At 42.4% G+C, this 15,139-nt stretch carries 10 protein-coding genes; all 10 read right to left on the bottom strand.

The window, feature by feature from the left end; genetic code table 11:
* Positions 1-42: 42 nt before the first annotated feature.
* Positions 43-690 (bottom strand): beta-phosphoglucomutase, encoded by a 648-nt coding sequence (gene pgmB / locus ACLCDV_RS07150; RefSeq protein WP_411973286.1) that lies wholly within the window; start codon positions 688-690, stop codon positions 43-45.
* A gap of 33 nt (positions 691-723) precedes the next feature.
* Complete coding sequence (locus ACLCDV_RS07145; protein WP_411973285.1) at positions 724-2,583, bottom strand: glycoside hydrolase family 13 protein; 1,860 nt, start codon at positions 2,581-2,583, stop codon at positions 724-726.
* 6 nt (positions 2,584-2,589) lie between these two features.
* Positions 2,590-3,609, bottom strand: a complete 1,020-nt coding sequence (locus tag ACLCDV_RS07140) for a SusE domain-containing protein (RefSeq protein WP_411973284.1) — start codon at positions 3,607-3,609, stop codon at positions 2,590-2,592.
* 89 nt (positions 3,610-3,698) lie between these two features.
* Positions 3,699-5,291, bottom strand: a complete 1,593-nt coding sequence (locus ACLCDV_RS07135) for a RagB/SusD family nutrient uptake outer membrane protein (RefSeq protein WP_333577033.1) — start codon at positions 5,289-5,291, stop codon at positions 3,699-3,701.
* Between the two features lie 32 nt (positions 5,292-5,323).
* Positions 5,324-8,290: a SusC/RagA family TonB-linked outer membrane protein gene (locus ACLCDV_RS07130; RefSeq protein ID WP_411973283.1), complete on the bottom strand. Its 2,967-nt coding sequence runs from the start codon at positions 8,288-8,290 to the stop codon at positions 5,324-5,326.
* An 11-nt stretch (positions 8,291-8,301) separates the two neighbouring features.
* Positions 8,302-10,887 (bottom strand): alpha-amylase family glycosyl hydrolase, encoded by a 2,586-nt coding sequence (locus tag ACLCDV_RS07125; protein ID WP_411973282.1) that lies wholly within the window; start codon positions 10,885-10,887, stop codon positions 8,302-8,304.
* 195 nt (positions 10,888-11,082) lie between these two features.
* The gene (locus tag ACLCDV_RS07120) at positions 11,083-12,093 is read right to left on the bottom strand and encodes a LacI family DNA-binding transcriptional regulator (protein WP_293953470.1); all 1,011 of its coding nucleotides are present in this window, start codon (positions 12,091-12,093) and stop codon (positions 11,083-11,085) included.
* Between the two features lie 86 nt (positions 12,094-12,179).
* Positions 12,180-12,707 carry a hypothetical protein gene (locus ACLCDV_RS07115; RefSeq protein ID WP_411973281.1) on the bottom strand — a complete coding sequence of 176 codons (528 nt, stop codon included), beginning with the start codon at positions 12,705-12,707 and terminating at the stop codon, positions 12,180-12,182.
* Positions 12,697-13,110: a hypothetical protein gene (locus ACLCDV_RS07110; RefSeq protein WP_411973280.1), complete on the bottom strand. Its 414-nt coding sequence runs from the start codon at positions 13,108-13,110 to the stop codon at positions 12,697-12,699. Before ACLCDV_RS07110 ends, ACLCDV_RS07115 begins: the two co-directional genes overlap by 11 nt.
* A gap of 701 nt (positions 13,111-13,811) precedes the next feature.
* Positions 13,812-15,095, bottom strand: coding sequence for a Gfo/Idh/MocA family protein (locus tag ACLCDV_RS07105; protein WP_411973279.1), 1,284 nt, complete (start codon positions 15,093-15,095; stop codon positions 13,812-13,814).
* Positions 15,096-15,139: the final 44 nt, after the last annotated feature.

Here is a 15,139-nt window from a genome sequence, read left to right as displayed (position 1 = left end):
CCATCTACATCATGCTTCCCGCTATTGAATTTCTCTTAAATTTTAAAATTTATCGACTAAGGTCCCTAAATCCGCGACGACCAAATCCGCTCCCTGAAGATGTTCCTCCAGGCCTACACCTATTACCTGCATACCGGCTGCCCTTGCTGCATCTATTCCAGCCTGAGCATCTTCCAGCACTAGGCAGTGGGCCGGCGCAATCTCCAGCACCGCAGCGCCCTTAAGGAAAACTTCCGGATTGGGTTTAGAAAGCTGCACGATATTCCCATCGATCAGCGCGTCGAAATAGGTTATAATTCCAGTTTTTACAAGGATACCCATTGCATTCTTGCTGGCCGAGCCAAGTCCAATCTTAATTCCCTTTTCCTGTAGCTTTTTTAAAAGTTCCAAACTACCGGAAAGCAGATCGTCAGGGCTCAGCTGTTCGATCAACTCCAGGTACCATTGGTTTTTAAGCACCAGTAAGTCCGCTTTTTCAGCTTCGGACTTTTCCAGCCCGGCCCATTTTAAAATAAGCTCCAGCGATTCAATCCGGCTGACACCTTTCAGCTGTTCGTTGTCAACAATGGAAAACGAATAGCCCAAGTTTTCGGCCAATCTATGCCAAGCTTGAAAATGGTAGATTGCCGTATCCACCAACACACCGTCCAAATCAAATATTACGGCTCTTACAGTAGTATAATTAATCATTGAGAAATGAATTCTATAGAATTTTAAATTATATTAAAACTTAAGCTCCAGCACTTTAGTCTCATAAGCTTCCAATTTCAAGGTATTGTCAGCTGGAGTGGTTTCCTTTTTTTGGATAATATCTACATAGGATTTCACCTTGCTGTTTCTCTCCTTAAAACGATCCAGTTTGATCTCTTTCGCCGAGTCGTTGCAATTCATTACGACCATAACCGTCTCTTGTTCATTGTAGCGGAAATACACATACACGCCATCTTCGGGCACATATTGCATCGTTTTACCAGTTTGTAATACAGCATGTTGTTTACGATAACTGGCTAGCGTTTGAACAAAAGTCCACATATCCTGCTCTGCCTTAGTCCTTCCGTCTGCGGTAAACTTATTCAGTTTGTCACCCGCGAAACCACCTTGAAAGTCTTCCCGTAGCAAGCCATCTGGATTGGAGAAATTCTTCATCAGAATTTCCGCTCCATAGTATAATTGTGGGATGCCCCTTGTTGTCATAAGCCAAGCCATTGCCGATTTATATTTCTGCACATTTTCACCGACAACGGAGAAAAAACGATCTTTATCGTGGTTATCCAAAAAAAGCACATTTTGCTCGGGATGTGGGTACAGAAAGTCTGAGGCTAGGGTTGAATACAATTTGTTCGCTCCGGCGGTCCACTCAGTCTTTTGGTTGAGTGCATCACCTATAGCATAATTAAGCTGAAAATCCGTGACGCCCATCAGCTTGGAATCCACCTCCTGACCAACTCGTTTTCCGCCCAGAAAATAGGCCTGGTTCCCCACACCATGTACCCATGTTTCACCAAAAAAGGTAAATTTTGGATACTCCTGCAGAATGCGATCTGTCCATTTGGCCATAAAATCCAGATCATTGTACGGATAGGTATCAATTCGGAATCCATCTATTGCTGCGGTCTCGATCCACCAGATATGGCTTTGGGTCAAATAATTTTGAACGTATGGGTTTTGTTCGTTCATATCGGGCATTGTGGGAACAAACCAGCCTTTGACCATTTTCTTTTTGTCGTCTGCAGAGGCATAAGGATCAAAAACTGTCTGGTCTTTGTAAGATGTCTGTGTATAGGTAGGCCATTCATTGAGCCAGTCGGCCATCGGCTTGTCTTTTACCGTCCAATGATAACTTCCGATATGATTGGGCACCACATCAAAAATCAATTTCATCTGACGTTTATGCAGCTGTTCACCCAATTGGACATAGGTATCGTTGCTACCAAAACGGGGATCAATATGATAGGTTTCGGTGTTGGCATAACCATGATATGAAGCCTGCGGCATGTCATTGGTCAACACAGGAGTCAACCACAATGATGTCACCCCAAGATCTTGTAGATAATCCAGCTTTCCGATAATACCTTCCAGATCACCGCCATGACGCAGATACATCGAGTCTCGGTTTAAACTCATATCCAACATGCCTTTCACCTGGTCATTTCCTTTGTTTCCATTGGCAAAACGATCGGGCATAATCAGGTAGATCAAATCAGCACTGTTCACACCCTGTGCTTTTATTTTTTGATCTCTCTGCTTCAACTCATAACGATAGGTTAATTTTTTCTTTCCCTGACTAAAGGTAAAAGTTGACCATCCTGGTTTGGCCGAAGCAGCCACCTTGACATCCAAAAACAGGTAGTTGGGATTTTCCACGCGATTGACCTTGATAAGTTCTATCCCTTTATCCTCCACCTTTACCTCGCTTTTCCCTATCTGAGGTCCATAGACAACAAGCTGCAAGGTCGGGTTTTCCATCCCTACCCACCAGTTTAAAGGTTCTACGCGTTGGATGGATTGCCCCATTAAGGGGCTCCATCCAAGCACCGTTAGTGCCACGAATACTGTGGTAATCTTTTTATTTCGCTTAAACATCGTTTTTTATTTCTTCGTCAACGTATAGGTATTTGCATTGAAATCCACGACGATATCATACGTACCGGCATTGGCAACGGCGATATTGGCCCCGCCGGCAATCAGACTGCCGTTAGCTCCGCCGAAATTTGTTCCCCAATCGTGGTTTTTACGGAATTTGATTTCGCCTGCAGTCAAGCTCACTGTGAGCTTCCATACCTGATTGGCATTGTCAAATTTCATATCCGTATCGGCGTCCCAGCCTTTCGGTGTGGCACTACCAATAATGCCCCAATTGTGATCTTTAAATGAAATGGTATTTGCGGTCGTATTGACTTCTATTTCCAGATTTCCTGCACGTGGCGCTTTTATATTTCCACCGCCATTAAAAGCGAGTTTACCATCTGCAGTTTGTCCATAGGAATTCGCCCAATTGCGCTCTGTCGTAATCTTAAATTCCGAATTCGCTTCCGGAAAGGAAATAATGCCCGTGTAGATGCCATTGCTTGTTGGTGAGACTATTGATTCAGCCGTGGCCGGATCCCATCCCTGATAAGCCCCAGGAACATACAAATAGCTGGTCGAAGCGTATGGAGTTGCCTTAAGACTTGCCAGAGCCGAAAATACAGCTGCTATTTTAGTGTTGATACTCGACTTAAGTCTAACATCGAAATCAGACGCCGTCCCTGTCGGTACACCAAGAGAAAGCAGGTAACCATTCAGTTCGTTGCCTGTAAATCCCAAGCTTGTCCGGCCGCTTGGGATCACTACTTCTTTTATTGTTTTAAAATTGTCTCCTTTAAGGCCAAACTGGAGTACATTGGTTACCGCAGCTTGAAAACCAAAGTCAGGCTGCAGCATATTGAGATGCAATACCGTATCCTTTGCGTTATCTTTTGACAAGGTTACATTCGTTTTATCGAGGCTTAAAGTCGCTGGCTTTATACCCTCCCCGCTAGCCAATATAGCGCGTGTCTCATCCTTTTTACAACTTTGGAACGCCACTATAAATAGCAGCATGATTCCGATATAGTGTCTAATTTTCATCTGTTTAATTTATATTTCAGAGTCTGTTGGCCTATCAATTGCACCGCATGTAATTCCATCAAGCCAAACAACTCCAATAGGATACTCAATTAATTATAACCTGGGTTTTGAACAAGATTTGGGTTAGCAATCAAATCTGCTGCGGGAATAGGAAATAACACTCGATAGCTTTCCACTGCCTGTCCAGCCAATACACCACCTTTAAAAGGCCATAAGTAATTATCACCTGTAAATTTGCCGTACCGGATTAAATCGGACCTTCTAAATCCTTCCCAGTACAATTCTTTCACACGCTCATTGAGAATATCATCCAAAGAAAGATTCGTTAAGTTCCCACTATTGTTGCCATAGGCACGGACACGTAATTTATTTACGTAATCAAGTGCCTTGGCCATCGTCCCCCCTGCTCCTCCACGTAGTGTCGCTTCGGCATAAATCAAATTCATCTCTGCCAGACGGATTAATGGAAAGTCTACTGAAGCTACAAAGCCTTCTGCGGCTGTTGGAGCCGACCCATCCTTGTTGACATTGCGGAATTTGGTCACGGCCAATCCCTGTTTATAAACAGCAATATCTTCAATCTTTACACTAGTATTCAGATGAAACATAGCTCGCTTATCCGTTGTACCGGAGTAATCACCAAAGATCGTCGCAATATTATCGCGTACGCGGTTACCTGCCCATCCACCACCGGGTACACCAAAAGAAGTCGGATTCATTGTTGCATCGATAGCAGCATTGATCAGGTAAGTCGTTCCACCTTTACTTTGTGTTTTGGTACCATCATAAGGTAGGTAAAAAATAAACTCAGGATTGTTGACATCATTATCTGCATAAAATAATTGACGGTAGCTTGTACCCAAACTATAACCCGAGTTCAGCGCCTTTTCCGCATAAGTAATGGCTTCGGCATATTTCTTATTGCCTGCTCCCAGATACACCTCAGCATTAAGATACAATCTTGCCAATAATCCCCATGCTGCGACCTGGTCGATACGTCCATAAACATTCTGCTTGGCACCTTTCAGTTGATTAACGACCTCCAAAAGTTCCTTTTCTACATATGCAAAAAGTTCAGCTCTCTTTATTTGTGGAGGTGGAACTTTCCCAACGGCAGTTTCTTCCGTCACAAAAGGTGGGTTTCCAAATAAATCAAGCAGTACCCAATAATTATAGGCACGCAAAAACCTCGCTTCAGCACGATAGTAAGCAATTTCGGTTTTATCCGCATCCGAGATCCCCCGGCTGCTCAGTTTTGCATCGGTGCTTTCCCTCAAAAATTCATTGACAAGTGTTGCACTATAGATACAGCGCGTGTATAAACCACGAAGCATGGGGTTGCTATCATCAAATTTCAGGTAATCCAAACCACTCACCCCGCCATCATTGAGCCAAGCACAAGCAGCCTCGTCTGTTGTCAGCTCCTGTGCATTCCAAAACAGACGTAAGAAATCCGACGTACCTGCATCCAGACCTCCGAGATCAGTATTGTTTGGTCCCGAAGTACTGGTTAGAGCCAAAGAGCCGTACAATCGTGCAAAAGCCATCGTATAGCCATTGAAATCTTTATAGGCCACGTCCGCGGTAACATCATTGGTCGGTTTAAGATCTAAATCTTTATGACAACTCGAAAGCGATAGCGCCATTAAACAGACCGTTATATATTTATTTAGTTTTTTCATGTTGTTTATGCTTTAAATCAAATTCTTTCAGTTTAAAAATTGACATTCACTCCGAGCACATAGGTACGTGGCCTAGGGTAAAAACGATCATCAATACCATTCGATATTTCAGGATCCACACCTTTGTACTTTGAGATTGTAAATACATTTTGAACAGTCGCTGAAATGGAAAGCATTGCTTTGCTGTTACGGATAAAATGACCAACCTGGTAAGCAACATTAACGTTGTCCATCTTTAAAAAAGATGCATTTTTGATGTAATAATCACTCAATAACTGCTTTTCTTTGAAATTGGTATTCAAAAAGTCTACAGGGGCATTGTTGATCACCAAAGATGCCTGGTCAATCACATTGTAACTGCTTCCAAAGTTGGACGAAACGTTATCGTAGACATAGTTATCCAAATTGGCTCTTAAGGTCGTACTTGCAGACCACTTCTTGTACGAATAGGCTGCCGAAAAACCGATCAGATATTTAGGCAAAGGAGATTTATACATATAGCGATCGCTATCACTAATGACACCATCACCATTACGATCCACATATAGTCCCTCTACTGGTTTTCCTGCGTCATCGTAAACCTGTTGATAAACCCGAAAACTATAAGGTGTATACCCAACCATATGAGCCTGAATATTATTGCCGGTACCACCACGGATACCACCTGTTTCGATCATAAAGTTAGGATCGTCCGATAGCGTCAAATTGGTTACTTTACTTCTGTTGTAGGTGAGGTTAATACCAAGGTCCAAGGTTGAATTTTCTGTTTTAATAGGCAACACATGGAGATTAAATTCAAGACCTTGATTTTCCATGTTACCGACGTTAGTCAGTAGAAAATTACTAAAGTTGGATCCCACCGCAATTGGAATAGTGCTCAAAAGATCCTTGGTTTTTTTCGAATAATAATCCAAACTACCATAAATACGATTATTATTAAAACCAAAATCGATTCCTGCATTATAGGTTGTCGTACTTTCCCAACGGATATCACCATCGTACACCACTGGTGAATACAAATAAAAATATTCATTGCCGAAACGGTACATGGACTGATCCCCGCTAATCGTATAATTAGGCATATAGGAATAATTGGCTATTCCATCCTGTTGTCCGGTTTTTCCATAGCTCAATCGAAGTTTCAGATCTGAAATTACGCTGTGATCCTTCAAAAATCCCTCGTTTTTCGCACGCCAGGTAAAACCTACCGATGGAAAATATCCCCAACGATTATCGGGGCTAAATCGGGAGGAACCATCGGCCCTTAACGTTCCAGATAGTACATAACGATTATCGTAGGTGTAGATCATCCGCCCATAATAGGAAATCAGCAGATTTTCAGGCCTATCAAAAGGGAGGTTCACCGAGGTTAAAATATCGCCGGCTTCATTGGTGCGAGCAAAATTGTAGGACTTCGTACTATTCTTATAATAACCATAGCCCAAAGTCGCATCGATATTACTTTTTATGGTAGGCAATTCCTTATCGTATTTCAGATAGAATTCCAACACTTTATTGTTAATATCTGTTTTATACTGTGTACGCTCACCACCTTCATTAAAATTACGCGCTGCAATAGCAGGTGTCAGGGTATTTCCCTTAGCGCGCGCTAAGTCATAACTTACATTCAGATTAGCATGGAGCTCGGGTAAGAAATGCATGCTGTAGTCTAACTTTGCATTTCCCGTACTCCGAAAGACATCGCCTATATCTTTGCGCAATTCCAGCAAAGCCAGTGGATTTCTGGGTGAATTTGGATTCGGTTTCCCCCCCTGTATCCATTCGTAATATCCTCCGAAGCTATTTTTATCATCAACATAAACCGGTTGAGTCGGATCAAACTGAATAGCAGAACCAATTGCATCCTGTGTTGCAAATTTGGATTTCGACCAGGTTGCGCGCGCATTTACCTCTACCTTCAAATGATTGTCAAAAAAATTGGGTGTCAAAGCCAGCGACGTTGCTGTCCTTCTCATGTTGTCATTTTTCAATACCCCATCCTGATTCATATATCCAACCGATACACGATAAGGCATCTCGGCAACTTTTGATGCAATATTGATATTATCATCTGTTGTAAATGCATTGCCATAAATCACATCCTGCCAATCGGTATTCGCTGTTCCCAATAGCTTCTTCATTGCGTCGGTTCCATTTGCATTGACATAATCACGAATCTGATCTGCAGACAATAGATCGACTTTTTTGGCGACTGTCGCCAATGAATTCTGTGTACTAAAATTCACCTGCGTACCGGAGCGGCTACCTTTTTTGGTCGTAATCATAATCACCCCGTTCGACGCTCGCGAACCATAGATAGCTGTTGCATTGGCATCTTTTAAAATTGTAAACGTCTCGATGTCATTCGGATTGATCATACTTAATGGGTTGGCTACGCCCGGCATACCACCACCAGCCAATGGAATTCCATCGACGACAATTAACGGATCATTGCTGGCGTTCAATGAAGCTCCGGTACGGATGCGGATTGTGCTTCCTGCGCCCGGCTGCCCCCCACTTGTTGTAATCTGTACGCCCGGAACTTTCCCCATAATGAGTTGCTCCGGCGAAGAGATCTGTCCTTTTTGAAAATCTTTTGCAGATACTGTGCTGATTGAACCCGTCAGGTCACTTTTCTTTTGTGTACCATAACCAATCACAACAACCTCTTCCAGTGTACTGCTATTGGATTTAAGGTAAAGGTTTAACGGATGCTGTCCATCGTTGACCTGGATCAAGGTATCCAAGGTCGCGTATCCGACCATACTTACTTTCAGACGTAATTTTCCTGTTTGTAGTCTATCCAAGCTAAAATCCCCATTCGCATTGGTAGACAGTGATTTTTGAATATCCTCGAAGCGCAGTGTAGCACCGACCAAGGAACTCCCCTTCTGGTCCATTACTCGCCCTTTTAGCGTTGCCTGTTGCGCAAATGCCGAAGCACTTACACCGAGTAGCATGCTCAGAGCCCAAAATGGACGTGATAGCTGTTTGTTCATAAAATAACTGTTTATTTATTTAGTTTTGTTTTGCTTATCAATTGGTACTGCCCAGGGAGGAGACTCAATTTTGACTGGCCAGACCAATTGAGCTCTTTTCCTGTAAAATTATCGACCCACTGCCCCTGCAACGCTGCTGGCAAGGCCAAGTCCACACTTTCTACCCCAAAATTGCCAAGTACCCCTACTTGTTGTCCCTCCTTTTCGAGAACAAAATATTTAACGGCATCTTTCATAGCCGAGGTTATAATTGTCCCGTTTTGGAAAATGCTATTTTTGGTTTTGAAACGCGTGAGTTTGGCGTAAGTCTCAAAGAGTTTTTTGCGATCATCTTGTTGTAGATAACTCCACAACAATGGTTTTTCGCCTGTGCGCCCATTTTCATCGATAGATACATCATAGCCGTATTCACCAAACTGCCAGATCATCTTAGGTCCGGGCGAAGCCAATAAAAACACGGCGGCCTGTTCCATACGCTTTAATGCCGTACTGAGGTTCCTGATGTTATAACTACCTGATGAATTGCCATAATTCAGGCATTTGAACAGCAACCGCTGTTCGTCATGGCTTTCCATATAAGACACAAAAGAAGGTTGGGACATGCCGTGGCCCGAAGGGAATAATCTGCCTAAATCCGAGCCGTTGTTGGCATTCCAGCCCATCGCCGCCTCATTGAAGACCGCATTCATGTTGTTCCATAGCAACATCCCGGATTGTGCAAGTTCGGCCTCTTCCTGATCTCCACCAAGATGTTCGAGAATAATATAACAGGAAGGATCGATGCTGCGAATATGCTGCTGGTAGTGCTTCAAGATCGCCACACGTGACGCATCGTAAGCATTCCATGCACTTAAATCACTTTCTGAAGTACCCGAATTTTTCTGTGTAAACCCTTTAGACAAGTCAAATCGAAACCCATCAATTTTATACTCCAGCATCCAATAGGTCAATACATCCTTAACAAAGGTCTGTGTGTAATTACTTTCGTGGTTAAAGTCAAAGCCAACATTGAACGGATGCTTGGCTACCGTATTGAACCAAGGACTATTGCTCGCAACGCTGCCCTGCTCAAAATAAAGCTGTACTAGCGGGGACTGACCAAAAGCATGATTAAAAACAACATCCAAAATCACGGCAATACCATTTTCGTGACAAGCGTCTACGTAGGCTTTCAAGTCGTTTTTCAAGCCATAGTATTTATCCAAAGCGCGGTGGAAAGAAGGATTATAACCCCAGGTCGAATTCCCCTCCGATTCCTGTACAGGCATAAGCTCGACCGCATTTACACCCAGCCTTTTTAAATAAGGCAAAGAATCTTTCAATGTGGTATATTGATGTTGTTTGACAAAATCACGGACCAAGAGTTCGTAAATAACTAAATCACCTTGAGCTGGCTTATTAAATAGCGTGGTTTTCCATGAATAAGACTTCGCGGGGAGATCCAATACCCCAACTACTCCCTGCGCCGCCGCGGGATAAGCGGGTACAGCCGCCGCGGTCAGTCCGAGTACGGCATCGTTTTGCGGATCAAGAATCAGCTCAGCATAGGGATCAGCGATATTCAGTTGACCGTCCACCAAAAACTGATAAGTATGTTTTTTAGAGAAATCCAGATTTGATACGGTAACCCACCAGGTTTTGCCATCCGGTGTTTGGCTCATCGCATAGGCTGGTAATGCTTTATAGTTGTTAAAATCGCCCAAGAGATACACACTCGTTTTTAATGGCGCCGTGAGCGCAAAACTGACCTCCCCTTTTTCCCTGTTTATCGTTGTTCCGTTTGGATTGATGCCGATCGGGAGTGCAGCGATGGCAGGTTTTGACTCCACAAATAACTGGGCTTTACTGGAATATATTTTACCCCCAGCTTCAAGACGTGCTTCAAGCTCGTGTAGGCCATTACTTTGTAGGCTGAGCGATTTTTCTAATGACAGTACCGCAGAAGATTCAGCAAGCAATAAGCCATTATCCCAGATACTGATTTTTCCGGACTGCGTTGCCTGTACTTTTAACTGCAGATTATCTCCAACAGTGTACATCTGCTCCAGGGTAATGGGATCTGTGGGTTGCAGCGTAGGTGAAACAAAACGAATGGCCTGTGTATTGCTCGTTACAAGAGGAAGAAATAGATCTGAATTATTTTTGTTTCGTTGGACCAGTGACCCATTACTATTGCGCACTAAAAGTGCGATCTGACCAAATTCTCCGCCATTTGTCAGGTTAAAAAATTTGGAGGGGTTAAATGTGAATGAATATAAACCAGCAGAAACAAATTTAAGTTTATAGGCATTGTCATTCTTAGACCAATCTGTCGCGACATGTTGCCAGCTACCCCCACTCACAGGAATCAATCCTGCGTGTAGGTACAGATCGGTAGTGCTACCTTTTAAAGCCGCGTTTCCTTTCGAAAGATCAAATTGCAAGGTGATTTCCTGATCCCAATAGATAAATGGGGCGGAAAGATTGAGCAAACCAGATCCCTGCTGTTCAACAACGGGAGCTTGCTCGACATCCACGATATCTTTCTTATTTGCACATGATGATAATAGGACAATCACCCAGAGATACCCTATTAAACGAGAGATATGCTTCCCCATCGATAATTAGCTTTACTTGGAATCTGAAATTGGGAACGTTCCCGAAATCAAGGTAAAAAGAAATCGCTTGTGGCGATTTGCTGGATTTCCCTATCCAATATTTTATACAAATTGATTATTTAAATACTTTCGGGAATGTTCCCGAAAGTATTCAAAGCTAAATAATGGGATTACAAAAAACAAATATTTTTTTTCTTATTTCAGGCTAGATTTTTGAAAAATAAGCTGGGAATCAAGGTAAACCGAATTAGCAAACTTACTATTTTCAGGATCTTCCATCTTATCCAATAGGTATTTTGTTACTAATTGGCCCATTTCATAGGCTGGTTGTTTCACTACGCTCAGTGCCGGGTCAATCAGATCGGCGATATCCAAACAAGAAAAACAAATGATTTTAAGATCTTCAGGAATCCGAATTGCAAGCTGCTTGGCAACCCGTATACTCGAAATAGCAAGACGCTCTACCGAAGCAAATATGGCATCGGGTTTCTCCTGCTCGATCAAGTCGGCAATATCTTTCATATTCTGATCAGCATCATTCACCGTATCCAAAATAAGCGCTGGTCTGATCGGAATCCCCACTTCCTGCAGCGCCTTTTCGTAGCCATCTTTACGCACCTTACCGATGGAGACATTCGGATTGATTGCAAGATAAGCGATCCGTTTACAGGCATTATCGATCAGGTGTTTGGTTGCCAGGTAAGCCGAATCAAAGTCATTACCCGTAATGTACCCCCCCTTCCAATCGTCATAAGCACGGTCAAAAAACATGACCGGTATTCCCCGTTCCGCCAAAAGTTGCAAATGCGAATGGTCTTTCCCCTCACCCGAAGCCGAAATAATAACGCCATCCACCCGCCCATTGGCCAGTGAACGTACGATTGAGGCTTCATTTTGCACCTGATGATCCGTCACATAAATCAAGGTATGATAACCCTTGGAGCGCGCCACAGCCTCTATTCCTTTGATGGCCTGCGAGAAAAACTTATTGCCAAATTCGGGAATAATAATCGCAATGGTCAGACTTTTATTTGCCTTTAGACTACTTGCATAAACATTCGGCGAAAAACCGATTTCTTCGGCCATAGCCAAAATCCGAGCTTTTGTCGCTGGATTAATGTCCACGTTATCCCGAAATGCACGGGAAACGGTCGATTTTGACAAGCCGAGTTTTTTGGCCAGATCTATTATTGTTAATTGCGACATATCAAGATTCCCTTTGCTGTTCGAATGTAATAATTGCTGGATACAAATAAAGCAATTATCTGTCCAGAATAGCAAATTTTCTTTTTTTAAGAAAATGCCGGAAACTTTATTTTCTTTTCAAGTTCTTCTCGCCACTCATCTTGATGTGCCATTGTTTCGTTGATCTTGTCACGATAATAGATCTGATACCAACTCTGTTTATGAAAACCTTTAATCGCCTTAAAAACACGTTCGGAATGAATCATCAACTTCTTAAAAAACTCCTCTTTCGGTTCGCGATGTTTGTTTAATATCTGACTTAACGACACAGGTGAAATATCCAAATCTTGTGCAAACTGTTGTTGTTTTTCGTATATGGTATTAATATAGATATTTAAAAATGACGTAAACTGATGTTCTATATCACTTTCACCGGAGTTCAAGTACTCATCAATCTGCAATTTTAGCTGCATTAATTTTGCGCGCATTATATCGTGCTCGGATGTTCTAGCTATCCTATCCCTTCTCGCCTGCATTAACAGTTGAGCATCCTTTTGTTTTTCCTCCTGCGAATTATACCTCGCGTCTACGCCATATTCGACCGTATCCAAGAGCTTTGTTTTTTTAGTTACCATGGTCATAAAATTCAATTAACTCAAAAATCTCCGGAATCTCCAAACTAAGTGTCATTCCGGTAATATTCATTTTATATTTGTCGATATAATGCTGTGCGATCTGGGTTTTGGGTCGTAATGAAATACATGCCCATTCGCCAAAATCGCGTACGGCAAGTTTGGCTACGTATGTCAACAAATTCCCAATAATCCTATCGTATATTTTAGCTGCCCCTACATTTTCTATTGATGCGGTTAATAACCTCACATGGATCCGCATCTCCTTTGGAATTCTTTCAAATGAAATCAAGCCCAATATATCGTCTTTCCCTTTAATTGTCAATTTGAATATTTCAAAGGCAGCTTCTTCATCCCAATTGAAGAAATACCTACCTGCTGGTAAGTTTTTGAAATCACTTGTCACAATGGGAGCAACTTCGATTAAATAGGATTGATTCGTAGCGACTTCAATAATATTGATAACACGAATATAGCCAAAAAAGTTTACATTATTTGTAAACTTTTATTCTAATATTGGATAAAAATAAATGGAGGCTAACTTAACAACTCACCTCTAAATGCTTTCTGCAATAATAACTGAAAAAGTTCCTCTGACTTTTCGGCCTTGGCCTGTTTGATCCGGTTGATAAGCTCTATTTTTTAGCGAAGGCTTCTGGGACCGATAATAGAGGAAAAATAAATAGGAACCTTTAAATTCACTCATAGCTGGAAGCAAGTGACATTCTTGATAATTGTGGTTGATATAACAACTTCGAATGCCAATTTTGACCTCTTCAAAATTGGCATTATTTAACATCTCTTTCGGACTTTGTTCGGTGCTTCTTCGGTACTTGTTCGGTACTTCTTCGGTGCTTCTTCGGTTGTAACCGAATAAATACCGACTAAACTCCGAGTAAAGTCCGTTTATAAAACGAGTAAATAGCGAAGGTGACTAAAAGAAAATAGGAGTTCAGACTTGTCAAGTAGGCAGTTCGATTTCCACACCCTTTTATTGCCAAAAACAGGGTCATTCGGGATTAAATTGTTGTAGATAGATTGATCAATAAACATACAGACCTGACAAAAAAATCTTGTCAGGTCTGTATCGAAAACTTGTCTTAAAGACTAGAACTTTCTAAAATCCCATTCCCCGCGATAAGGGCGACTGCGCATGAGATTAGCATAGTCATTGTCGAACTGTTCTTTTTGTGGATTCCATTTTAAATCCTTTTGAAGTTCATACGCAATATTGATGGCATTGCACACTGAGCTCGTCCGGTGACCTATTTCAACATCACAGATAGGCTTACTTCTTTTTTTGATCGCACCAACCCAGTCCTGATAGTGATTATCACTATAATACAAACGACGATCAGAAGATGTCAGCTTAAGATTTGCCAAATTTTCCGGGTTCGAACGGATAAATTCGCGGCTTACTTCAATCTTACCTTTTTCACCAATAAATTGGATCGCATTATGTACTCCCCACTGCACATGGTTTACACGAACGCCATTGGCATAGCTAAACGAGAGCCCGCTATTGCTGTTGGCCTCCTTGGGTGGATTAAACTGAACAGGGCCCGATTCATCCATGCCCAAGGCCCATTGTACGATGTCAAACATATGTGCTCCCCAATCGGTGATGTAACCGCCACCAAAATCACGGTAACCGCGCCACCAGGCCCATTTATCGTCTTCCAAAGGTGGGCTTAATATCGGATTATAACCCCGATATGGTGAAGGTCCTACCCACATATCCCAATCGAGATAATCGGGGGCTGGCATGGAGGGAAGGTCACATTGTTTGACCGGTTCGCCCACAGAAACATTGATTTCCTTTATTTTGCCGATATAGCCATTGAGAACCAGTTCTGCTGCCTGTCTAAAATTATAGGAAGAACGCTGCATGCTGCCCGTCTGAAATACACGTTTATATTTTCGGGTTGCATCGACCATGGCACGACCTTCGGCAATGGTCAATGCAAGGGGTTTCTCACAATAAATATCTTTGCCAGCTTTAGCCGCATCAACTGCAATCTGCGCATGCCAATGATCGGGTGTAGCAATGACAACAGCATCAATATCTTTCCGATCCAATAGTTCCCGATAATGATGATAGGCCTTGATCTCGGTCTGTGCTTTTGACAATTCCGTCTGTTTTTTCGTTGTCGCTGCAATAAATGCAGCTAATTTTTTTCGGTCTACATCGCAGGCAGCCAGACTTGCGATTTCCTTGCAGCGATTGAGGCCATTCATCAAGGTATAGGATTGTTTTCCGACACCAATAAACCCAAGATTGATTCGATCACTTGGCGCAAGAAATCCATTGCCTCCCAACACAACGCGCGGGACAATTGTAAAAGCCAAAGAGGATACAATTCCCTTGGCTATAAATTCTCTTCTTTTCATTCTTTATGGATAGTTTATTCTTCTGCACGTCCCTATAGTACTTC

Origin of the sequence: Sphingobacterium sp. Lzh-3 (assembly GCF_046764375.1) — a bacterium.
Lineage (GTDB): Bacteria > Bacteroidota > Bacteroidia > Sphingobacteriales > Sphingobacteriaceae > Sphingobacterium.
Note: the sequence above shows the minus strand (reverse complement) of the source record. Positions and strands in the feature narration are given on the sequence as shown.